The sequence below is a fragment of the Segatella copri genome, from assembly GCF_019249765.2.
Classification (GTDB): Bacteria; Bacteroidota; Bacteroidia; order Bacteroidales; family Bacteroidaceae; genus Prevotella; species Prevotella copri_K.
Window position 1 is genome coordinate 2,389,044 of record NZ_CP152484.1, and the last position, 22,870, is coordinate 2,411,913.

The 22,870-nt window shown below is 46.9% G+C and carries 15 protein-coding genes and 1 pseudogene; 5 read left to right on the top strand and 11 right to left on the bottom strand.

Features of this window, described 5'->3' with window-relative positions:
- Positions 1 to 233: 233 nt before the first annotated feature.
- Together KUA46_RS10385 and KUA46_RS10390 are read right to left on the bottom strand one after the other, a co-directional pair.
- On the bottom strand, positions 234 to 1,043 hold the full coding sequence (locus KUA46_RS10385; protein ID WP_118080146.1) for a KilA-N domain-containing protein: 810 nt from the start codon (positions 1,041 to 1,043) through the stop codon (positions 234 to 236).
- A 67-nt stretch (positions 1,044 to 1,110) separates the two neighbouring features.
- Positions 1,111 to 1,233, bottom strand: a pseudogene (locus KUA46_RS10390) (site-specific integrase); the annotation flags it as partial.
- A 144-nt stretch (positions 1,234 to 1,377) separates the two neighbouring features.
- Between KUA46_RS10390 and KUA46_RS10395 the strand changes: the two are divergent.
- Positions 1,378 to 1,455 carry a hypothetical protein gene (locus tag KUA46_RS10395; protein WP_367397437.1) on the top strand — a complete coding sequence of 26 codons (78 nt, stop codon included), beginning with the start codon at positions 1,378 to 1,380 and terminating at the stop codon, positions 1,453 to 1,455.
- A 36-nt stretch (positions 1,456 to 1,491) separates the two neighbouring features.
- Here the strand turns inward: KUA46_RS10395 and KUA46_RS10400 are convergent, their stop codons facing one another.
- From KUA46_RS10400 to KUA46_RS10415, 4 genes are all read right to left on the bottom strand, one after another.
- The gene (locus KUA46_RS10400) at positions 1,492 to 2,238 is read right to left on the bottom strand and encodes a ZIP family metal transporter (RefSeq protein ID WP_218487402.1); all 747 of its coding nucleotides are present in this window, start codon (positions 2,236 to 2,238) and stop codon (positions 1,492 to 1,494) included.
- Between the two features lie 188 nt (positions 2,239 to 2,426).
- Positions 2,427 to 3,734, bottom strand: coding sequence for a phosphopyruvate hydratase (eno, locus tag KUA46_RS10405; protein WP_218487401.1), 1,308 nt, complete (start codon positions 3,732 to 3,734; stop codon positions 2,427 to 2,429).
- A gap of 165 nt (positions 3,735 to 3,899) precedes the next feature.
- Positions 3,900 to 4,382: a thioredoxin gene (gene trxA / locus KUA46_RS10410; protein WP_218487400.1), complete on the bottom strand. Its 483-nt coding sequence runs from the start codon at positions 4,380 to 4,382 to the stop codon at positions 3,900 to 3,902.
- Between the two features lie 91 nt (positions 4,383 to 4,473).
- Positions 4,474 to 5,181, bottom strand: coding sequence for an SIMPL domain-containing protein (locus KUA46_RS10415; RefSeq protein ID WP_119229180.1), 708 nt, complete (start codon positions 5,179 to 5,181; stop codon positions 4,474 to 4,476).
- Positions 5,182 to 5,403: 222 nt separating this feature from the next.
- Between KUA46_RS10415 and KUA46_RS10420 the strand changes: the two genes are divergently transcribed.
- A complete protein-coding gene (locus KUA46_RS10420) occupies positions 5,404 to 7,032 on the top strand; it encodes a Na+/H+ antiporter NhaC family protein (RefSeq protein ID WP_218487399.1) in 1,629 nt (542 codons plus the stop codon).
- Positions 7,033 to 7,189: 157 nt separating this feature from the next.
- Complete coding sequence (rbr, locus tag KUA46_RS10425) at positions 7,190 to 7,732, top strand: rubrerythrin (RefSeq protein ID WP_117728384.1); 543 nt, start codon at positions 7,190 to 7,192, stop codon at positions 7,730 to 7,732.
- A gap of 81 nt (positions 7,733 to 7,813) precedes the next feature.
- Here rbr and mutY read toward each other — a convergent pair whose 3' ends face one another.
- From mutY to KUA46_RS10445, 4 genes are read right to left on the bottom strand one after another with little or no spacing between them, the layout of a single operon-like run.
- Complete coding sequence (gene mutY / locus KUA46_RS10430; RefSeq protein WP_218487398.1) at positions 7,814 to 8,854, bottom strand: A/G-specific adenine glycosylase; 1,041 nt, start codon at positions 8,852 to 8,854, stop codon at positions 7,814 to 7,816.
- Positions 8,855 to 8,875: 21 nt separating this feature from the next.
- Positions 8,876 to 10,129, bottom strand: a complete 1,254-nt coding sequence (locus KUA46_RS10435; RefSeq protein WP_153082113.1) for a mechanosensitive ion channel family protein — start codon at positions 10,127 to 10,129, stop codon at positions 8,876 to 8,878.
- Between the two features lie 32 nt (positions 10,130 to 10,161).
- Positions 10,162 to 11,442, bottom strand: coding sequence for a D-alanyl-D-alanine carboxypeptidase/D-alanyl-D-alanine endopeptidase (gene dacB / locus KUA46_RS10440; protein WP_218487397.1), 1,281 nt, complete (start codon positions 11,440 to 11,442; stop codon positions 10,162 to 10,164).
- Positions 11,443 to 11,472: 30 nt separating this feature from the next.
- Positions 11,473 to 11,877 (bottom strand): hypothetical protein, encoded by a 405-nt coding sequence (locus KUA46_RS10445; protein WP_117693494.1) that lies wholly within the window; start codon positions 11,875 to 11,877, stop codon positions 11,473 to 11,475.
- Positions 11,878 to 12,109: 232 nt separating this feature from the next.
- On the opposite strand from KUA46_RS10445, the gene nadB reads away from it, so the two are divergent.
- Positions 12,110 to 13,699 (top strand): L-aspartate oxidase, encoded by a 1,590-nt coding sequence (gene nadB, locus KUA46_RS10450; RefSeq protein WP_153084111.1) that lies wholly within the window; start codon positions 12,110 to 12,112, stop codon positions 13,697 to 13,699.
- 279 nt (positions 13,700 to 13,978) lie between these two features.
- On the top strand, positions 13,979 to 15,277 hold the full coding sequence (locus tag KUA46_RS10455; protein WP_256625063.1) for an ATP-binding protein: 1,299 nt from the start codon (positions 13,979 to 13,981) through the stop codon (positions 15,275 to 15,277).
- Between the two features lie 50 nt (positions 15,278 to 15,327).
- Here the strand turns inward: KUA46_RS10455 and sprA are convergent, their stop codons facing one another.
- Positions 15,328 to 22,866, bottom strand: a complete 7,539-nt coding sequence (gene sprA / locus KUA46_RS10460; protein ID WP_218487395.1) for a cell surface protein SprA — start codon at positions 22,864 to 22,866, stop codon at positions 15,328 to 15,330.
- Between the last annotated feature and the right edge of the window lie 4 nt (positions 22,867 to 22,870).

The window sequence follows — 22,870 nt, forward strand, 5'->3', positions numbered from 1 at the left end:
GTGGTTGTGAAATCACGCTCCGCTTTTTATATTCCTGTATTTTAAGTAGTTATTATTGTTTTTGAAGCTTTAAAAATGCATTTTAACAATTACATTTACTGGTGCGCGTAACTATTCACCCCCTATAGAAAACATCTCGTGCCCATAGGGGTGTCGCTTTTTTCGTAAAGCCCACCGCCTTTTATCCTTTTGACTTGTCATAATCATTCATTACTATTTAAAAGTTACAAACATCATTTCAAATATTTTCTATCATCACCATCATCCTCCAATACACGCATTTGCTGGATTGCTATTTGATTAAGCTTAACCAAACGTTCACCTTGTGGCATTCCTTGATCAATAAATACCGCATTAAGATTCTCCATATTGGAAAGACAAATCAACTCATTGACAGTTGCGTAATCACGTATATTACCATTCTTTTCGGGGTTCAGATCTCGCCACTGCTTCGCAGTCATACCAAACATTGCCACATTCAGAACATCAGCCTCATTTGCATAAATCAGAGAAGCTTGCGCAGGCGTAATTTCAGTAGGAATCAAGTTATGCTTTATCGCATCAGTATGAATGCGATAGTTGATTTTAGAAAGTTCACGCTTAGCAGACCAACCCAATTGAGCTTGTTCCTCTGCTTTTAAGCGTTGGAACTCCTTGACCATATAAAGTTCAAACTCAACAGATATCCAACTTGCAAACTTAAATGCTATATCTTTATGAGCATACGTACCTCCATAACGCCCAGACTTTGCAATCAAACCAATTGCATTGGTGGTATCTATCCATTTTTTAGGAGAAAGAGTAAAAGCATTAAGACCTGCCTCTTTTTTAAACCCCTCGAATTCGAGGGGTTTAAAAGAAGGATTATATAAACCTTCCCAAATTCCCAAGTATTCAATTGTATTGCGATTACGCATCCAATTTGCTATGACAGCATTAGGATCGTCACTCTTGTATCGTGCTATATCTGTCAAAGAAATAAAGTCTTCATTGTTTACAGATATAACAGTAACACCTGTATCATGTACTATAATTTTTGCCATAATTGTCTAATTTAAAATTACATATTCTATTTACCACATCATCCAGCAGATTCACTGCAGCCACTTACTACTTATCTATAATCTCAGCATAAATCAGAGTGGTTCGCAGGCTCTTATGCCCCATCAGTTTGCTTGTCGTATAGATGTCAGCTCCTTTGGTCAGGAGCAAGGTGGCAAAGGTAGTGTACCCAATCTCTTTGAAGGATTGATTCTGCCATACTTTTGTCTATATTTGGCTTCTGCTTGCAAAATTAATAAAAAAGCTCAAACTTACAACACTTTTGCAACAAATTTACAACAGAAACCTGCAAAATAAACCAAGTTCACCATTCTCATCCACGTATGGAAAAGGAATATGATGTGGTCGATAGCAGCAGGCACCCTCTGCTATATGCTGCTCATCAGAATCTGATTACACACATTTCTCCATCAACATATCAGAATTTGATTATACATATTTCTCCATCAACACAAAGGTGATGAAGCCCAGGAGAAGAGCGTAAGTGGCTTGCTTCTGAAAGCCATGGGCATGGGTTTCGGGAATCATCTCATCGCTCGTTACATAAAGCATGGCGCCACCGACAAAACCCAACATCACGGGGAGGAAGGTGGAAGAGGCTGAACCCAAACCGAAACCCAACAGAATGCCTATCACTTCGAGCAGGGCGATGAAAATGGAAATGAAAAAGGTGCGGACTGCTGTAACACCAGCCATCATCAAAGGAGCAATAATCACCATTCCCTCAGGGATGTTCTGCAGGGCGATGCCGAAGGAAACACCCCACTTCGTTGCGCCTTCTGATGAACAGACACTCACTCCTGCTGCCATGCCCTCGGGCAGTTTGTGCAGGGCGATTGCCATCACGAAAAGCATCACATGGCTGAGTCGGGCATTGTTGCGATGCTCCTCGGGGTCGAGTCCCGTGATATGATGAAGATGGGGAGTTACCAGATCTAGCACATTCAGGAACAGGGCTCCTGCCATCACGCCGATTACTACCAGCCACCAAAGACTGGTCTGTTCGAAGGCTGGCACTATCAGTCCCAACGTGGAAGCTGCCAGCATGATTCCGGCACAATATCCCAATACGGCGTCGTTCCATTTATGGGGCAACTCCTTGACGAAGAATCCCAAAATGGCACCTATAATCGTGGCACCGCAAAGCCCAGCAGCACTAATCAATACGTTTGTCATAATCAATAAAATATATCGAAGTTATCCAGTTAAACACATGAAGATGCAGATACATCATAGAAGAAAAAAAGCATGGACAACCCTCACAGTCATCCATGCCCATCTATTTCGTATCTGATCTATTCAGTTATTACTAATTATGTTTTGTTATGGTGAAATTGGTGTTTTCCAATTTCATATCATCATTCCTATTTCAACTTCGTATAACCGTAAGCTGCGCTATTGCCCAACTGCTCTTCGATGCGGATAAGCTGGTTGTACTTAGCCATACGGTCGGTACGGCTCATAGAACCCGTCTTAATCTGACCGGAGTTTGTTGCTACGGCAATATCAGCAATTGTTGTATCCTCGGTTTCACCAGAACGATGGGAAGTAACGGTGGTGTAACCATGACGGTGAGCCATCTCGATAGCATCCAGTGTCTCGGTAAGAGAACCAATCTGGTTCACCTTGATGAGGATAGAGTTGGCAGCACCCATCTTGATGCCCTTTTCCAGGAACTTCACGTTGGTAACAAAGAGGTCGTCACCTACCAACTGACAACGGTCGCCGATGGCAGCGGTCAACTTCACCCAGTTGTCCCAATCGTTCTCGTCAAGGCCATCCTCAATAGAATCGATAGGATATTTGGTAATCAGTTCTTCCAGGAACTTGATCTGCTCAGCAGCAGTCAGTTTTTTACCATTAGGATCCTTCTTCTTACCATCCTTCAACTGGCGATAATCGTAGAACCACTCACCATTCTCCTGAACGGCAAACTCGCTGGCAGCACAGTCCATGGCAATCTTCACATCCTTTCCTGGCTCATAACCGGCATTCTTGATAGCCTGACAGATACTGTCGAGCGCATCCTCAATACCATCGAGTGCAGGAGCAAAACCGCCCTCATCACCTACGGCAGTAGAAAGGCCGCGGCTCTTCAGGAGCTTAGCCAAAGCATGGAACACCTCAGCACCCATACGGATAGCCTCCTTCTCGGAAGGAGCACCCACAGGACGAATCATGAACTCCTGGAAGGCAATAGGCGCATCAGAGTGAGCACCACCATTGATGATATTCATCATAGGAACAGGAAGAGTGTAAGTATTGCAACCGCCGATATAGCGATACAATGGGATATGGAGATACTCAGCAGCAGCATGAGCCACAGCCAAAGAAACACCGAGGATGGCATTGGCACCCAGATTAGACTTGGTCTTGGTACCGTCGAGTTCCAACATCTTATAATCGATGGCACGCTGCTCCAAGGCAGAGAAGCCAACCAAAGCAGGCGCAATTACCTGATTCACATTCTCCACTGCCTTCAAGACGCCCTTGCCGCCATAGCGGCTCTTGTCACCATCACGAAGTTCCAGCGCCTCGTTCTCGCCAGTTGATGCACCAGAAGGAACCGATGCACGACCAACGATACCTGACTTCAAAGAAACTTCAACCTCTACTGTAGGATTGCCACGAGAATCCAATATTTCTCTTGCATGAACATTTTCAATAATCATAATACTATAATACTTTTAATTACGTTAAACATTTTTTCCGAGTGCAAATTTAGGTATTATCTGACAAATCTCCAAATTTCGGGCATCATCAAAAGTAGGTATTCGCCCGAAAATACCTACATATAGGTAAGGAGAGGCATGGAAATTTGAGATGCTACCAAATTGTCAATTTATTTTAATTTTATCAATCAGTCCTTCGAAATCCTCCTTTTGCATAGCACCCATCTGCACAGATGGTTTGCCTTTCACGGGGATGAAGAGGAAGGTAGGGATGCTGCTGATACCGAAAACAGAAGCAAGTTCGGACTCCTGGTCGATATCCACCTTATAGAAATCTATCTTGCCGGCATATTTCCCGGCGAGAGATTCCACTACGGGAGCCATCATCTTGCAAGGACCACACCAGGTGGTGTAGAAATCGATGACAGCAGGACGGGAACCGGCAAAGACCCATTCATCCGGATGAGCCTCGTAATCCATAATCTTTTTTCTGAAATCAGATGTGGTAAGATATTGCACCTTGGCAGTTTCAGTTTTCTCAGACTTCCCTACAGTCGTTTGAGGAGAAACAGCAGGTGCTTTCCTGTTCTGAGAACAAGAAACAAGAAATGGTAGAAATAAAACAGCTGCTAATATGATTTTCTTCATAGTTTTTCGTTGTTTTAATTTGAGAAGGTATGCCATTAGTCTATTACATACCCTCTTATTACAATTAATCACTAATAAATAATCACTACTCCTAATCCTTCAAAGAATAAGTAACGGTAGTAACAACCCTTACCTTTTTAATATATGGGGTATTGGAATCGCGGTCTTCGATAGAGAACTGGCCCTGGTCGGCATTCATAATCTTGTCTATCTTACTCTTGCTGTTCTCAGCAAACTGGGCAGCAGTCTGCTCAGCATTTTCTATCGCCTCCTGCATCATCTTAGGTTTCATCTGACGGAAGGCAACATACTCATACTTCACCGGATTCTCGTAACCACCATCCACAATGGCAACCCCCTTCTGAAGCAGATTACCCTGACGGGCAATGATACTGCGGACCAGTTTCACGTTCTTCGATGTAACCGTGATGATGGAAGTAATGTTATAACGATACCCCTGGCGGTTTTCGCCATACCGTTCAGCATTGAGGTCGATGACCACAGGCGCATTCACATTGATTTCATTAGCCTTAACACCATTCTCCACCAGGAAGTTTCTGATGGTTCTCGTGGTGGCATTGATTTTTTGATAGAGTTCAGGCAGGTCATTGCCTATTTCCTTGGAAACGATAGGCCACGTCACCTTATCTGCCTCCACCTCCTTTTCGGCAAGGCCTTTCACTACAACCTTTCGATCTTTACTAATCACACTTTCAAGTCCCGACTTGATACAAAATCCAAGCACGATGATGCCGATGGTTAAAATCACGGCTTGCTTAATACCAGAATTGATGTTCATAATTAGTCCTCCATTATTAAGTTGTTAAAATTGAGTTTCCATTCTATCTCAGATTGAATTGCAATTTGAGTTTTCAAAGATACAATAAAAATATAGAAAAACGACACTTTATAATGATAAAATATGCTAAAACTGCCCATATCAACCCATAAGCACCATTTTTTCTGCCAAAAAGCTTGCATATATTACCAAAAAAAACTACCTTTGCCCAAAAACAATAAAATGGATTACAACATGATTGGGACCGCATGGTCGTTACTGCCTCCTATCGTCGCCATCGCTCTGGCGCTGAAGACGAAAGAGGTCTATTCTTCTCTTTTTATCGGTATCATACTGGGTGCCGTTCAATATTGCATTTCGATGGGAACAGGTTTCGACGGATTCCTCGTTCACCTGACAAACCACACTGTAGGTGAAGGCGATGATGCCAAGGCATACGGCATGATACATTGCCTTTCCGACCCATGGAACGTGGGCATTCTGGTATTCCTGGTGGTATTAGGCAGCATCGTTTCATTGATGAACAAGGCGGGTGGTTCGGCTGCTTTCGGCCGTTGGGCTTCCAAGCACGTACACTCGAAGGTTGGCGTACAGATTGCTACCATCCTGCTCGGCATTCTGATATTCATCGATGATTACTTCAACTGCCTTACCGTGGGTTCGGTGATGCGTCCTATCGCTGTGCGCAATGGTGTTACCAAGGAGAAGCTGGCTTATCTCATCGATTCTACAGCCGCTCCGGTCTGCATCATCTCCCCTATCTCGAGTTGGGCAGCTGCGGTATCGGGCTTCGTATCGGGCGGAGAGAACGGACTGGCACTTTTCTGCAAGGCGATACCTTTTAATTTCTACGCATTCTTTACCATCCTCTTTATGTTTGGTATTGTGATACTGGGCTTCGACTTCAAGGCGATGAGCAAGTATGATGCGAGACTGAAGGAATGGTACGAGCGAACCAATGGCGGGAAACTCGATGAGGTGAGCGATACCAAACTGCAGATTGTTGAGCATGGTGTGGGAGCCAAACAGAAAGAGGATTCCAAGAACAAGGGAACCGTGAGCGACTTGGTGATACCAATCATCATGCTGATTATCTTCTGCATGGCGGGCATGGTATATTCGGGCGGATTCTTCGATGCCGATAATGCCAACTATCTCAACTTTGTAGATGCCTTTGCTGCGAGCAATGCCTCTGTAGGCTTGGTAATCGGTTCATTGGCTGCCCTGATTCTTACCATCATGATGTTTACCATTCGCAAGACCTTGCCTTTCGATGAGGCGATGAGTAGTCTCATCAAGGGTTTTGAGGCGATGGTACCAGCCATTCTGATTCTTACTTTGGCATGGACGCTGAAGAGTATGACCGATTCGCTGGGTGCGGCAGAATATGTATCATCGGTTGTAGCGAGCAGTGCCTCAGAACTTCAGATGCTTCTTCCGGGCATCATCTTCCTGGTAGCAGGCTTCCTGGCATTTGCAACGGGTACCTCCTGGGGAACCTTCGGTATTCTGATTCCTATCTGCATCGCCGTATTCCCTGGTGCTGATCCTTTGCGCATCATTTCTATCTCGGCATGTATGGCTGGAGCGGTATGTGGCGACCATATCTCTCCTATCAGCGATACTACCATCATGGCGAGTGCGGGAGCGGAATGCAAGCATGTACATCATGTATCATCACAGTTGCCTTACGCCCTGACTGTAGCCTTTGTGAGTTTCCTCACCTTCATTGTGGCGGGATTCACTCATACGCTGGGTATGGTAACGAGTGCCATTATCTCGTGGATATTCGGTGTTGCCATGCTCTGTTTTGCTTTATTTTATTTAAATAAGCGCCAAAAAGTTAAATAGTTCTTAATTTATTTGTATATTTGAAATATTTTCAATATCTTTGCATAAGAAAAGCTGCACTCGGCAATTTGAAAGCAAGCTTTCATTGCGCTCGTTTGCATTTTCTTTGTACAAGAATTTAATAAAGAACATATTAACATTATAAAAAGTAGACATTATGAAGGAATTAAAAGGAACAAAGACAGAGAAGAACCTCCAGGAGGCATTCGCTGGTGAGTCACAGGCTCGTAACAAATATACCTATTTTGCAAGCAAGGCAAAGAAGGACGGTTTTGTACAGATAGCTAATATCTTTGAGGAGACAGCTGCTAACGAGAAGGAGCACGCTAAGTTGTGGTTCAAGTATCTGGAGGGCGGTGCTATCCAGGATACAGAGAAGAACCTGGAAGCTGCTGCCAATGGTGAGCACGATGAGTGGACCGATATGTATCCACGCATGGCAAAGGAGGCTCGCGAAGAAGGTTTCGAGGAGATTGCAGCTAAGTTTGAGATGGTTGCTGAAATCGAGAAGCACCACGAGGAGCGTTATCGCAAGCTCTTGAAGAACGTACAGGACAAGCTCGTCTTCTCTCGTGACGGCGACTGCATCTGGCAGTGCTCTAACTGCGGACATATCGTAGTAGGCAAGAAGGCTCCTGAGGTTTGCCCAGTCTGCAACCACCCACAGAGCTACTTCCAGATTGAAGCACAGAATTACTAATTCTTGCTTGAGACGAAATATCTAACAGAACATATATAAATAAGAGAGGGTGTGTCATGGCCTTATGACACACCCTCTTTTTTATGATTTAGCTTGAACCATTTCCAACATGATTTCTATCAACCTTGGAACACCATACTGTTCTACCTCGTCCTCTTTCACCCAGATATAATCATCAGGGAGCAGGGGGCGGGTTTCTGTTTCCTGCAGATAGAAGTCGGCAAGGAGGATGCGATGGGTAAGTACATGCTTCACATCCTTAGCCAGGAGAAGAGGATTATGTACAAAGGCAGGCAGTTGCGGAGCATCTGATGCGTTATATGGTTCCCACAATCCTTGCCAGATATCACCCTCGCCGCGACGGTGGATAGCCACTTCGCCTTTACACCTTATATATATATAGGAGAGATGGCGCGTTTTCACCTTCAGTGTCTTGTTCTTCACTGGCAACTCCTCTACCCTTCCAGTTCTCAAAGCCTCACAGGTTTCGGCAAGCGGACAGACAAGACATTTTGGAGATTGAGGAGTGCACTGGATAGCTCCGAAATCCATCATACCCTGGTTATAGGCAGCAACAGGCGATAATGCTGTATCAGAAAGTTGCTGAGCAGACGAAGCAGGCAAGAGTGATTGAGCCAACGCAGCAAACTCTTTTTTCCCCTGCGTTGAGTTGATAGGAGTATCTATTCCGAAGTAACGTGAAAGAACCCGGTACACATTGCCATCTACTACTGCCGCCGGAATATCAAAGGCAAAAGAACCGATGGCTGCAGCAGTATAATCGCCCACCCCTTTCAGGGCTTTGATACCTTCAAGCGTATCAGGGAAATGACCGAGCGCCACTATCTGTTTGGCAGCAGTATGAAGGTTGCGGGCTCGCGAGTAATACCCCAATCCCTGCCAGAGTTTCAAGACATCATCCTCGCTGGCAGCAGCCAAGTCTTCAACCTTGGGATAGGTCTTCATGAACCGCTCCCAATATTCCCATCCCTGTGCGATGCGGGTTTGCTGAAGGATGATTTCGCTCAGCCAGATGGCATAAGGATCCTTGGTTTCGCGCCAAGGCAAATCCCTACCATTCTCACGAAACCAATGGATAATGACAGCCGAAAAACTATTCATAAAATTCAATGTTCAAAGTAATTACTGTTCCGGATATTGCTCGTAAATCTTCAGACCGAACTCATTCGCCAAGGCATAGGCATGCTCCATGATATCGGCGAGAATGTGCTCATAATTCACCCATACCTTATCCTTAATGAAGAAATAGAACTCGATAGGAAGACCGCATTGTGTGGCTTCCATGTGGCGCACCATCAATGTGAGATCGGTATTGACCTCCGGACGCTGGCGCAGATACTTCTCCATGAATTTACGGTAAAGTTGGAGATTGGTAGGGGCAAGGGCTGCAGGATTCTTTAAATCCTCAATATCCTTCCCTTCTTGTATATCTTTATCTATCGCCTTCTGCAACGACTCCTTCAACTTAAACGAATCTTCGGTGGCGAAATGCTTGGCAAGCAGATTACGTTTTAATGTCTCATCCACCAGACGGACACTACGGAAATCGAAGTAAACCACGCGCTTCACTCTTCGTCCACCACTCTTCTGCATACCAATCCAGTTCTGGAACGAACCATTTACCAGGGTAGTAGGCGAAATAGTAACGATGGTGTTATCAAAGTTGCGCACCTTCACGGTCGTGAGTGACATATCCTCAACGATACCATTGGCATCCACCGACTTCACCGTAATCCAGTCGCCCTTATGCAACATATCATTGCTGGTAAGACGCACACCAGCCGCCAATCCCGAGATGGTATCCTTGAAGACCAGCATCAGGACTGCCGAGGTAGCACCCAAACCGGCAAAGAGGGTCATCGGGTTCTTGTCCAACAGGATGGCAACCACCACCACAGCAGCCACGAAGAGCATCAATACCCTGAGAACACCGCAGAAAGTATGGAAATACTGCTGAGCCGACGAGCGTCGTTCCTGAGAATCCTCCAATCCTTTGAAAGACCCGATGAAGACCAGAGCCGTACGCACCGACATCACCACGATATAAATGCCCGTAGCCCGCTCCAATATCTCCTTGAATATCGGATACTCCAGATAAATCAGCGGCATGAGCGACCATATCACCACAGCCGGCACAATATGGCAAGCCGAGGTGAGCACCTTCTTGTTCAGCAGCACATCATCCCAAGTGATGTCCGTCTTATCAGTAATCTTACTGATGAGTGGAACCAGTATCTTGCGACAAAGAAAATCGCTCAGCATCGCCAAGAGGATGGCAGTAATGGTGAGCAAGATATGGCGCAGCATGGGCACAAAATCACCAGTGACTCCTGCCCATGTTATCATTTCATCTACAAACTTACGAATTTCCTCCATAAAACTATTAACTATAAACTATCAACTAACGCTCACGGTTGGCAGAGCAAAGTACATACTTTATCTGCAAAGTGTCTGGCATTATTGCCATGCATGATACCATTGTTGATGATGGCGAAACAGAGTTCATGACCATTGGCTGCGGTACAGTAACCCGCCAATGAGATGATGCCCGTCAGCGTACCCGTCTTTGCTTTCACATTGCCATGCACAAAACTGTTCTTCATACGCTTTTTCAACGTACCGTCAACCCCACCGATAGGCAGCGAATGCTTCAGATGGTCCATGATATTACCGTTGAGATAAGCATAACGCAGCAGTTTCACCTCCAGTTCGGCACTGAGATAATTATAGAGCGAAAGTCCCGAGCCGTCAGCCAGTTTATATCTTGCCGGATCGAGTCCTATCTTACGGATAAGCTGTCTTTCCACATTCCGGGCACTCTTGGCACTCGCCCATTTATTGCCCGTAGAAGCCGCAATCTGATAATACATACTCTCGGCATAGAGATTATCACTCTCCTTCATCATCTTGTGCAGAATCTGATCCATCGTATGGAATCGGGTACAGACCGTAAAGGCACTCGCAGGGCAAGTCTTCTCTGAAGCCCCAAAGCAGGAATATTCGATACCCTCCTCACGGAGCTTGGCAAGAAACTTATCCATAAAGATGTCCTTGCGCTGGAACACCAGTGGCGAAAGCACCGGATTGTCATCATCCCAGCACCAGCCTTCACCCAACAGATCGACATCCTTCAAAGAACGGTCGGCATAGATGCTGCCACGGATGGTGTCAACACCCATATCCTTCAGACTATTGACAAATGCCGACATATCATCGCTGTTGAAACGGGGATCCATACCGCCTATACAATAGACATCACCCGTCAATACTCCATTCTCAATGGTACCAGTATATTTCAGAGTGGTTTTAAACTGGTAAGAACCGCCCAACTTATCGAGCGCCGTAATGGCAGTCAGGAGCTTCATCGTACTTGCCGGACGCATCAGCTGCCGTTCATTTCTCTGATAGATACAAGAGTCAGCAGACAGGTCCCAGACCATCAGTCCTACCTGTGATGTTTCGAACATCTTGCTTTCAAGGAGTTTATCAACACCCACCTTCACCGATTCGGGCCAAGGAAATTTCTGCGTCAGCGTATCCGCAGCCAGGGAGTCAACGAGTGTAGAATCGGAAACATCCTCCTCATCAACCGTTTCTATTCCCTCATCTTCAATCACATTCTGGGCCTGCACCGGTACAGATATCCATACCATCATCAGACCCAACATCATATATATTATCTTTTTCATCACAATCAGTTCACCTGAACATAAAAGAAATTATTTATTTTTGATTCTCTCCATAAATGCCTCTTCATTATCCGGCTGAACGGTCACAATATTCTTATGCCCGTATTCGATGACCACACAATGGTCTAATCCGAAGAAAGTCTTGGCGATGTGTACATCAATGACATCACATAGCGGCACATTTCTGTTGGAAGAGAACCTGCCCTCATTGATGATGAGATATTCCATCTCCTCATCCAGGTCTATCGGTTTTACCATCTTGAAGGTATAGGTTGTATTCAGTATGCGCTCTATCATGCCCACGATGATGATAGCCACAAAGATGCCGATGATAGCCAGCTTGACCCAGAAGAAATAGAGAGCCAGGATTGCAAACACCGCCACACCGATACGTGCCGTCAGCGTAAAGCGCTTATGAAAAGTTCTATCTGCCATAACTTTGATTTATTACCTTATATTATTGTCGTTTTTACGACCTTTTGATAGTATAAAAGACTATATAACCTTAAATTTCGCTGCAAAATTACAAAAAATCCCTCTCTTATTACTCATTTTAAAGATTAATTATTACTTTTGCAACGAATTAAGAATTAATTCTGAGAGAATGGGGCTGTTTTATAGATAAAAACACACGTTCTTAATATTGAAATTAGATAAGAATAAACTCATGGTTTATAAGTATGATTTTCTGATTATCGGCTCAGGAGTTGCCGGTATGAGTTACGCCCTGAAAGTAGCCAGAGCGCATAAAGGTAAGGTGTGTATGATTTGCAAGACCTCGCTCGACGAGGCTAACACGTCATTCGCACAAGGTGGTGTGGCGTCAGTTACCAACTTGGAAGTGGATAACTTCGACAAGCACATACAGGATACAATGATTGCTGGTGATTATATCAGCGATTATAAAGCAGTGAAGCAGGTTGTCACCATGGCACCAGAGCAGATCAAGGAGCTCGTGCAGTGGGGCGTCAACTTCGATAAGCAGCAGGACGGCAAGTTCGACCTCCACCGTGAGGGCGGTCACAGCGAGTTCCGCATCCTTCATCATGCAGATGATACGGGTGCAGAAATCCAGCGCGGTCTGATGGAGGCTGTGCGCAACTGTCCGGATATCGATATCAAGGAAAATCATTTCGCAGTAGAGATTATCACACAGCATCATCTCGGTGCCCGTGTTACCCGCCGCACTCCTTATATCAACTGTTACGGTGCATACGTATTGAATCCTGATACCCAGAAGGTGGATACCTATCTGAGTAAGGTTACCGTGATGTGTACCGGTGGATGTGGTGCTGTTTATCAGACTACCACCAACCCTGTCATCGCTACCGGTGATGGCGAGGCGATGGTATACCGTGCCAAGGGTACCGTGGCCGACATGGAGTTCGTTCAGTTCCACCCTACATCCCTCTATCATCCGGGCGAGACTCATCCTGCCTTCCTCATCACCGAGGCGATGCGTGGATACGGTGGCATCTTGCGTCTGCCTAACGGCGAGAGTTTCATGGAGAAATATGATGAGCGATTGAGCCTGGCTCCTCGTGACATCGTGGCTCGTGCCATCGATAAGGAGATGAAGATTCACGGATTGGATCATGTCTGTCTCGATGTAACCCATAAGAATCCAGAGGAGACCAAGCGTCACTTCCCTAATATCTACGCCAAGTGTCTGAGCATCGGCATCGACATTACCAAGGAATATATCCCTGTTCGTCCTGCCGCTCACTATATGTGTGGTGGTATCAAGGTTGATTTGAACGGCTGTTCAAGCATCAACCGTCTCTATGCCCTGGGCGAGTGTTCATGCACCGGTCTGCATGGCGGTAACCGTCTTGCCAGCAACTCGCTCATCGAGGCTGTGGTTTATGCCGAGACTGCTGCCAAGCACAGTATTGAACATGTAGATGAATACGACTTCAACGAGAAGGTACCAGAATGGAACGATGAAGGTACTTTGACCAACGAAGAGAAGGTGCTGATTACACAGAGCGTGAAAGAGGTTGGCGAATGCATGAGCAACTATGTAGGCATCGTGCGCAGCGATCTCCGTCTGAAGCGAGCATGGGACCGTCTCGACCTTCTCTACGAAGAGACCGAGAATCTCTTCAAGCGTGTAAAGGTAAGCAAGGAACTCTGCGAGCTCCGCAACATGATCAACGTGGGTTATCTCATCACCCGCATGGCGATAGAGCGCAAGGAGAGCCGTGGTCTTCACTATACCATCGACTACCCTGTTCATGCTTACGACAAGAAATAAAGTTTTTTCAAGCTACCATATAAAGCCGCCAGGATATTCTCACACGATATCCTAGCGGCTTTTTCTTTGCCTACAGTTCAAATTCTTAATGACATAGATGACCACACTTTTGCAGCAAAGATTTTGGTAAAACGACATAAATCGCAAAAATAAATTTTGGTAAAACGACATATTTTTGCTAAAAAGATTTTGGTAAAACATATTTTTTATATATCTTTGCACCCATAAAACATTGAAAATATGGAGAATAGGGTATTCAAGAGAAAAATATATAGCCAAATGGCTGAATGGAAGGAAATTTCCAAGGGAAGTACAGCCCTCCTTGTAGAGGGTGCTCGCCGTATTGGAAAGTCAACTATCGTAGAAGAATTTGCCAAGAATGAATACGAATCATACATTTTGATAGATTTCAATGAGGCTTCCAAGGAAGTGAAAGCACTCTTTGATGATCTTATGAATATGGATTTCATTTTTCTTTTCCTGCAGAATGCTTACAATAAAACATTGCATGAGCGAAAGTCGGTTATCATCTTCGATGAGGTACAACAATGTCCGAAAGCCCGACAAGCCATCAAGTATTTGGTAAAAGACGGTAGATATGACTATATAGAGACTGGCTCACTTATCAGCATACATAAGAGCACTAAGGACATTAGCATCCCTAGCGAAGAACATCGTATCGAGATGTTTCCGATGGATTACGAAGAGTTCAGATGGGCCATGGGAGACACGGCTAGCGTGCCTCTGCTGCGTCAAGTTTTCGATAAGAAAATATCTCTAGGCGAGGGAGTCAACAGATTGAAGATGAGAGAGCTACGCCTATATATGTTGGTAGGAGGAATGCCACAAGCTATCAAAGCTTATCTTAACACTAATAATCTACAGCAAGTAGATACCGTAAAGCGACAGATTCTCCAACTATATGCTGATGATTTCAGAAAGATAGACCCATCGGGCAAAATATCCAAACTATTCATGTCTATCCCAGCCCAATTGAGCAGGAACCAGCTCCGCTATCAGCCTACTTCTGCTGTAGGAAGAATGGCTGCTGAGAAAATAGATGAGTTGATACTCAACTTAGAAGACAGCAAGACTGTTAACATTGCGTACCACACGGATGATCCGAATGTAGGAATGCCACTGACTGCCAACATCAACAAGTACAAACTGTACATAGGCGATACGGGACTATTCGTAACTTTGGCTTTCTGGGACAAGGATTATACGGAGAACATCATCTATCAGAAACTGTTGAGCGACAAGCTATCCACCAACATGGGATACGTATTTGAGAATCTGGTTGCCCAAATGCTGAGAGCCTCAGGCAACAAGCTCTTTTACTATACTTTTCCAAAAGATGCCACGCATTCTTACGAAATCGACTTTTTGTTGTCACGCGGCAGTAAGTTGTGCCCTATAGAGGTCAAGTCGTCTGGATACAAAACGCATGCCTCGCTTGATGCTTTCTGCCAAAAATTCTCCAACAGGATAGTAAATCCGTACTTGGTTTACACCAAAGATCTGCAGAAAGATGGGCAAACACTCCTGATTCCGATTTACATGACCCCATTCTTATAAAGCAATGTTTTTTTATTGTACCTTTGCACCGCAGTTGGGCGATAAAAACATCATCTCGTCAGCGAGAACTTGATGCTCAGGCCGAAATCCTGTGTGGTGGTAGGATAACTGCTGCTCGACAGGAGCGGGGTGTTGGTCTGACGGTCATAATAGAAACTCATGGTAAGGAGTTTGCTGAAGGTATAATCGGCAGAGAAACTCAGTTTCAGAGCATTGTTGCCGCTGCTGGCACTGCTTACCATTGAGGCTATATCACGAACGATGGCTGCCTGCTTGCGGAAACTGAAGTCAAGACGTAGATTCAGGTCATGGTTGGTACCATTCTGAACCGTCTTGGTGGTTGACGCATTCTTATTGGCTGCATTCTTGTTGCCGCCCTTCGACTTGGAACGGGAGGCCTTGGCGCCCCAACCGAAAACATCGAAGTTGTTGATGCGGTAACCCATACCGATTACCCAGTCCTTACTCAATGCCTCGTTCAGCTGCACACTCGTCATACTGAGGTTCAATACACGGGTCTGGCGATATTCTGCCTTCACCGTCATATTATTGTTGAATGTGACATCCATACCCAATAATGGCGAGAACGACTCGTTGATACTTACCTGCGAAATGTTGAACATGCTGCTTGGAGATGGATTGCCCGTAGTGGCATCACTCACGAAGCCGAGACCGTTCATATACTCCTGGAAGGTGCTGTAACTGTTGTAGCTGCCAACCGCAAAGACGCTCTTGTAAGAGTGGTTGATGTTGACACTCTTGAAGTGCTCGTTGAACCAAGGCAGACGTCCCAGTCCGCTGTAACGGATGGTCCAGTTTGGCAACATCCGACTCAATGCCGGGAATACCGAAAGCGAATTTCCACCCATCGAGGTATAAGCCTTGAGGAAGGCAGGAATCATGACATCGCTGCTATACTGGTTGACCGGTGTGCGGGAAGCATCAAACTTGCCGCCAGCCAGAGCCGAACCAGCCGGATAAACGGTACCTGCATACTGCGCCTCTACCCTATCTCTGAAACCAGCCAGCGAGTTGACAAACTTCTCGAAGGTCTTGCTGCGATACCCCGAATTGGCATTGCCCATTCCCTCGAAAGCCGAACCCAGCGAGATGGTAGTCATCTGGAAGGCTCCACTCTGGGTAGTTGGCGTTCCTTCATACATATACTGTATGCTCTTCTGCGTGGTCTTGGTACGTGTGGCTGAGAGATCAATCTTGAAATCCTTGACTGGCTCCAGGGTGGCACGCAACGTAAGATTATCCGTTCTGCTGGTAGTAGCAGGTGTTGCGATACTGTCGTTGCAGAGCAGCCAGTCGTTGTTTCTAGCCTTCTCGATATAATCGTCGCCAACCATACCGAAGGCGAAGTCAAGACCCGGTGCCATCTGTCCCACCTTCTTCTGTCCGAAGGCATCACCCACACTAGGCAAGAAGCCCGGCAGGGTGAGCTGATAGCTGCTGCGATAGTTGATGCTCACATTGCGCACCATCATTGCCAGACGACTAGCCAACTGCAATCCCTTATACCATTTCTTATCATCAAGCGGTTCCTTTGCCAGGACAGAGAGTTTCACCTTCATGGCAGTATCTACCTTTGAGATGATTCTAATCTGGTTATTATCCACCTTTTTATATTTAAGCGGGAACACTTTGCCGTCTTCCGTCTTGGCATTCACAATCAGTCGCTTGGTATTTTTGCCGTGGCGTATCTTGAATGTGGTATCAGGCAGGAGGGTGATTTCCCGTTCGAAGGCACGCTTGTTCTTAGGCAGCGCCTTCTTCGGATCAGCCGCCTGTTCCTTTGCTTCCTGCTTCTTTTTCTTTTTTTCCTGCTTCTTGCGCTGCATCTGTGCCCTACTCTGGGTACGGTCAAACTTATCGTTTACCTTCTTCAGGAAAGGCACATGGTTGTAGAGTTTCACCAGGTTGAAGTTTCCGTTCAATGTCAGTTCGCGCTGGGTATTGATGGTGTTTCCATACGAGTTACCCTCCTCATCCTCTGTACCGCGCTCCCAAGAATAGTTGGCATTGTAAGAGGCATCGCTGTTCACCCAGTCGAAGACAGGCAGCAGATTGAGAGGCACCTTGTAGGATGCCTGGAAATTCTGACTGTAGTCGAGCGGTGCACCCCAGTGGCGGATGCTGGTCCATACGGAGTCCTTCCAGGCATGATACTGGTCGGCATAAAGATCCTTGTTGACCGGTGTATATGGTTCCTCTATCTGTGCATGGGTAGCACTCTGGAAGTTCATGTGCAGGTTCTTGGTCAGATCCCAGTTGATGGAGAACTCACGGTTCCAGAGGAACTGTTCACTGAAAGTGAGCGGCAACTTGGAGTCTACTCCGGCAGCTCCACTCATCAGGGTTTCCATATCGCGCTCCTGCAACTCGTAGTAGTCGCGCGTCATCTCAGTATTGAAGGCTATGTTCTGCGGCAGCCAGTTCAGTCCGAAACGTTTCAGAATGTCGAGCCACTTGCTCTTGTTCTTCAGTCCCTTGAATGGTTCCCAAGCCTTATAAACCGGGCTCCACGAATAATCCAGGGCTCCGCGCCAGTTGTCCTTGCGCTCATACATCGTCGTTTCACCCGTAGTATACTGATGCTGATGACTGTAGGTGAATGAGAAGTTGGCTGGATCGTATGGCATCGGATGGCGCTTGGTAGCGATACCCACCCGGGCATTCGAGATAGAGAAGTTGGTCTGCGTAATCTTGGTGGCAGCGATGTTCTCGATAGAATCGCGCTCATGCTTGGATCCGGCAGCATCGAGGGCATCCTTCAACTCCATATCGGTATCCAGCGGATTATACTTAGGAGTGGTCTTCTCCTTGGTAACACTATAATATAAAGGTATGCTCACCTTCGCCTTGTCAGGGAAGAACTTACCCATTTCGAGCGATGTGGTCACACTGTAGGTACCGTAATTATCGGTAGTGCGACTTGCCACGCCATCTTCCAGACCGCCGAATCCCTCGCTGATGTATCTGCCAGTGGCATTCACGCTACCCCAATCGGAGAGCTGTACGTTGAGGTTGGCATTGGCAGCCCAACCACCCGAATTATTGTGTTCCTTGAGTCGGAGTTCGTTTATCCATACCTCACCGCTCTTGATGTCGGCAGAATTGTTTCTCACACCCAGCATCATGGTCTTCACCTCGCCGAGACTCGGATTACCCACGATGGTAATCTTGTTCTGCGGATGTTCTGCATCCATCATGGAATAAGGAGCGAGATAAGAAGCCACACCCTGTGCCTTCGCCTTGTTACGGTTTTTCTTCAATGCCGTAAAGACACTCAGCGGCACATCGAGCATATTCTCCTCAGGCCATACCGCCTTACAGTCGGCAAGCACATAGCGGTTATAGTTGGAGCGTGGCTCGGTGAGCTTCAGCGGGATTTCATACTCGTAGTAATTATTCTTGTAATCGCTACCCAGACGGATGAAGACTGAGAGATCACCATCCTGCAGACGGGTGGTATTCTGCTCCAATGCATTGGCATGGGCAAACATCTGGATGCGCTTGTACTGGCGCAGATCAAGGGTAGAATTCTTGTAAACCGCCTTCGCCTCGCCTGTGCTCATATTCTTGACCACCAGACTCAACGCCTGCTCGTTCGCCTCAACCAACTGAGGCTGACTAGGATCCTGTTCGCGCTTGATACCCGGAGGCAAGACATAGTTGACCGGTGTCTTCTCGCCGTTCTCTTCCAGACTCACGCTGCTTGCGTCGAGGGTTCCGCCACTGGCTGCGCCGAGCGGCTGATCATAGGTACGCCACTTGCCCATCACGAGGTCGAAGGTACCGAAACGCAGCACGATAGGTTTCTTGAAACCGGTGAGGAACATACGCATGAAGCGGATGCTGGAGAAATCGTTGATGTTGCCCTGACGGCTCTCAAACTCATCGATAGGTATGCGGAACTGATACCAGGTAACGGTAGACTTGGTATTATCACGCCAGGTCTGGCTGTATTCACGCTTATCTACAATATGATTGTTACCCACCACGAGATCTTCCGGACGGATGCTGACACGGTATTGGAAGTATTTCTCATATTCGTTGAGCGTATAATCCTGGTTGATATCCTCGACATCCGGCGTTGACTTATAAGAAGTATCATAGCTCTCAGAACGGCTGTCGCTGTCAGGCGAGTTGCCCTGAGGATTGTTGATATACTTATATCGCTGCAAGATAGGAGCACGCATCTCATCCCAGTCGGAACCGCGGAAATAGTGGTAGTCATCACGTGCCGGATCGGCAAAGATACTGTCGAACACCGCCTGGTTCACCTTGCCCTGAATCTGGTCGAGATAAGCACTCTTGTAGAATTCCTGCTCCTCGGCATCAGTCAGTCCGTTGAAACCCACATCCTGCAAGGCTCTGCTGCCACTGGTGGTAGCAAAGGCATAGGTCACGGTGCTTTGGGTAGGAATCTTACCCCACTGGGTATAGGTGTAGCTCTTGCTGCCATCTACCGGCATGCCACTCTCATAGAATTTCTTGCCATCACGCAGGATATCCTCGCTCACCTCGCCCAGGTTGATGTAGAAATCGCCACCGTAATCGGCAGCATCAGCCTCTTCGCGGGAATAGATGAACGGATCGAGCATCCAGAACTCGATGTATTCGATGTTTGCCTGCTCGAAATCGTTGGTATCCAGTTTACGCATCATTCCGCCCCAGTTGCGCTGCGGATTCTGCAGGGTTCCGTCTGCCTGCAAATCTGTTACATTGAAGTTGTATGGTCCCGGCTCACTTGGATAGTAGGCCAGATTGAGTACATTCAGGGTATTGGTAGCGCCCTGATAACTGCTCTGGTCGCGCAATGGGAAGAGCTCCTTGGTATAGACCTCACGAACATAATGGTTACTCAACTGCTTGAGGTCGCCCTTGATATGTCCCGGAGTGAGCGAACTTCCACGGCGGGTGAACAGCGGATCGATGGTATACCAGGCTAGGCGCGAACGGTGGAAACCGCTGCTCAGACCGGTCTTATCGCTGTAATCGTCCTTGAAATTGAGCGAAGGCACACTGGATATAAACCAGGAGGTAGGAGTCGTTACATCGATGGTGGTCTTCGTACCCTCGAAGTCATCGATATAAGATGCATTGTCCTGTGTGCCACCTGCCTCACCGGCAATGAGCTGGGCAAATTCTCCTGTAAAGGATATCTGCGATGGCTGGGTAAGGTGCAGGAATGGTATCTTGTCAAGCACATTGGTGAGCCACTGACTCTCCTTGCGCCAGTTGAGATTGATGCCCCAAAGGGTGTTCTTCAGCGGTTCGGAGCCCATGGATACCTTGGTGGTAAGCGCCTGTTCGGAGAGGTGCTGGATAGTACCGCTCAACTGGAAGTTCTTGGTAAAATCATACTCCCAGTTCAGTCCGAACATCGTTTTTCGGGTTTGTCCGAAATCGGTATTACTCTCCAGAGAAACGTTGACAGCCGTACCGGCATCGATGATGCTCTGGTTCAGGATGGTCACCTCACCGGCACTGTAATCTACCGAATAGTCGGTGCCCTCTTTCAGGGTGATACCGCCTGCCGTAACGACCACCGAGCCTTGTGGCACATTGTAGGCATCGAGCGAGATGACATTGGCTGCAGAGCCCTTGAACTGTCCCACAATCTGATACTTGTTCTTTTCGGCTATCTGCTTGGCTATGGTCTTCGTACTGTCATAAAGTTCGGTAAAGGCATACTTTTCTGCCTTGTCGGCAGCCACGCCCCGCTTGACCAGATAATCACGCATATAACTGCCGAAAGGCTCTACCTTCGGAATGAACACGCGTCCATTAGAGATGGTATAGCCTTCTACATAATCGAAATATCCATTGCTGTGTGCCTTGTTGTTGTTATCCAGACGGTCGGCGCCCAGCACACGGATGATAGGCTGCTCCTTCACCTGCTGCTCAGGGATATAACTGAGATATACGCCGGTGGTATCGTTCTGGTATTTCACATCCAGGCGAAACTTCTCCTTCTCTACGGTAGAAGCCAGATAATAAACGTTCTTCATCATCAGCCCCCAGTTGCCCTGTCGCGGATTATTGCTGGTATTCTTGAGCGATTTCACGAAGAGTGCCTGCTTGGTATCGCTGAGATCGGATGCAAACTCGCCCACCTGATAGGTAACGCCTCCCGATGTATACTCATAGGCTACGGCAAGTACCTGGTCGGTCTGCAGACTGGTTTTCAATGAGATATAACCCAAGGCGGTATTGACTGTATACTCAGAAGAATTGAGCAGACGGGCACTCTCCAGTTTCTCATAATCGGCTCCGCCAACCAGTCCGCCTCCATCGAGAGTGGTTGAAGCCTGGTCGATGTCACGGGCAGCAGCATACTGCCCTGTCATCGCCGCATACTCTGTATTCGCCTGGTTAGAAGGCACCTGTCCGCTCGCCGCCCACATCGGGTTGCTCAGTTTCTGGTTCTCGCCCAGGTCGGTCAGGGCTACGATGTTTCGGGTATTGGTGGTATTGCCGGTTTTGTTGGTAACCCACACCTCCACACGGTTGATGGTGATGCCCGTGGTGAGATTAGGAAGTTTCTGCATCCAGGCATCATAATGATTTCTGAAATACTGAGAGAGGAAGAAGTGGCGGTTCTCCTCATAATCGGCAACATTCAACTCGAAAGGAGTGAGCTGTACACCGCCCCTGGTAGATACGCTCTTCGATGCACTCTTCTTCTGCGAAGCCACCATCTGCAGCTTGAGTTTGCCAAACTGCATATCGGTTCTAACACCAAACAGACTGCTGGCGCCTTTGATGAGCGAAGAGTTGGAAGGGAAGGAGACGTTGCCCGCCTCAACGAGTTTGATGATTTCATCTTCCTTGCCGTCGTACTTCAGTTTCATGTTCTGTGCATCGAAATCGAAGGTGGCATCGGTGTTGTAATTCAGGTTCATGTTCACCTTATCGCCCACCTTTCCGTTGACGTTGAGATTGATTTTCTCATCAAAATCCATCATCGTCGTCTTTCGGTTGCGGATAGGCAACGAAGGATTGTCGATGTTTTTCTTGTTGATACCGAACTTGAGTTCGGCAGAACCCTGTGTCTTCACTCTGATGCCACCAGGACCGAAGATTTTCTCGGCAGGTCCCAAGTCGAAGTGCATATCCGAGAAATCGAACTTCTCCTTGCCTTTTGCCTGGAAGATTTCATCGTTCTGCTTGCGGAAGTAGCTGTTGCGCTGCTGCTGTTCGGTCCATGCAAGATACTCTTTCGGAGTGAGCATGATAGGAGCCGAAAGCCAGGTTGAGCCCATGCGGTTGCCGATGATATAGCGGTCGAGGGTATCGTTGTAGACTACCTGATATTGCAGATTATCAGGACGTTTCAGGTCGAGCGGACTCTGATAGAGGTCGCTCAGGGAGTAAGGTTGGGTGCGCTGAATCTGCCAGCGAGTATGCAGCAGTGAATCGGGAATGGTATCTTCATCGAGCTGCACGGGCTGGGCTGTGCTGGTATGGGTTTTCTTTTTATCGTCCTGAAGTTGAGGCAAAGCTATCGCATAGCCAAAGGTTGCCACCATCAGCCAAGCCAATAGAAAAGATATAAATCTTTGCTTCTGTTTCATCGAC

Bases quoted from the DNA above. Each gene is read 5' to 3' on its own strand.
- KUA46_RS10455 (WP_256625063.1), top strand. From the start codon at position 13,979: ATGGCTGAATGGAAGGAAATTTCCAAGGGAAGTACAGCCCTCCTTGTA.
- KUA46_RS10385 (WP_118080146.1), bottom strand. From the start codon at position 1,043: ATGGCAAAAATTATAGTACATGATACAGGTGTTACTGTTATATCTGTA.
- nadB (WP_153084111.1), top strand. From the start codon at position 12,110: ATGGTTTATAAGTATGATTTTCTGATTATCGGCTCAGGAGTTGCCGGT.
- KUA46_RS10420 (WP_218487399.1), top strand. From the start codon at position 5,404: ATGGATTACAACATGATTGGGACCGCATGGTCGTTACTGCCTCCTATC.
- trxA (WP_218487400.1), bottom strand. From the start codon at position 4,382: ATGAAGAAAATCATATTAGCAGCTGTTTTATTTCTACCATTTCTTGTT.
- KUA46_RS10400 (WP_218487402.1), bottom strand. From the start codon at position 2,238: ATGACAAACGTATTGATTAGTGCTGCTGGGCTTTGCGGTGCCACGATT.
- dacB (WP_218487397.1), bottom strand. From the start codon at position 11,442: ATGAAAAAGATAATATATATGATGTTGGGTCTGATGATGGTATGGATA.
- rbr (WP_117728384.1), top strand. From the start codon at position 7,190: ATGAAGGAATTAAAAGGAACAAAGACAGAGAAGAACCTCCAGGAGGCA.
- sprA (WP_218487395.1), bottom strand. From the start codon at position 22,866: ATGAAACAGAAGCAAAGATTTATATCTTTTCTATTGGCTTGGCTGATG.
- KUA46_RS10415 (WP_119229180.1), bottom strand. From the start codon at position 5,181: ATGAACATCAATTCTGGTATTAAGCAAGCCGTGATTTTAACCATCGGC.
- KUA46_RS10435 (WP_153082113.1), bottom strand. From the start codon at position 10,129: ATGGAGGAAATTCGTAAGTTTGTAGATGAAATGATAACATGGGCAGGA.
- eno (WP_218487401.1), bottom strand. From the start codon at position 3,734: ATGATTATTGAAAATGTTCATGCAAGAGAAATATTGGATTCTCGTGGC.
- KUA46_RS10445 (WP_117693494.1), bottom strand. From the start codon at position 11,877: ATGGCAGATAGAACTTTTCATAAGCGCTTTACGCTGACGGCACGTATC.
- mutY (WP_218487398.1), bottom strand. From the start codon at position 8,854: ATGAATAGTTTTTCGGCTGTCATTATCCATTGGTTTCGTGAGAATGGT.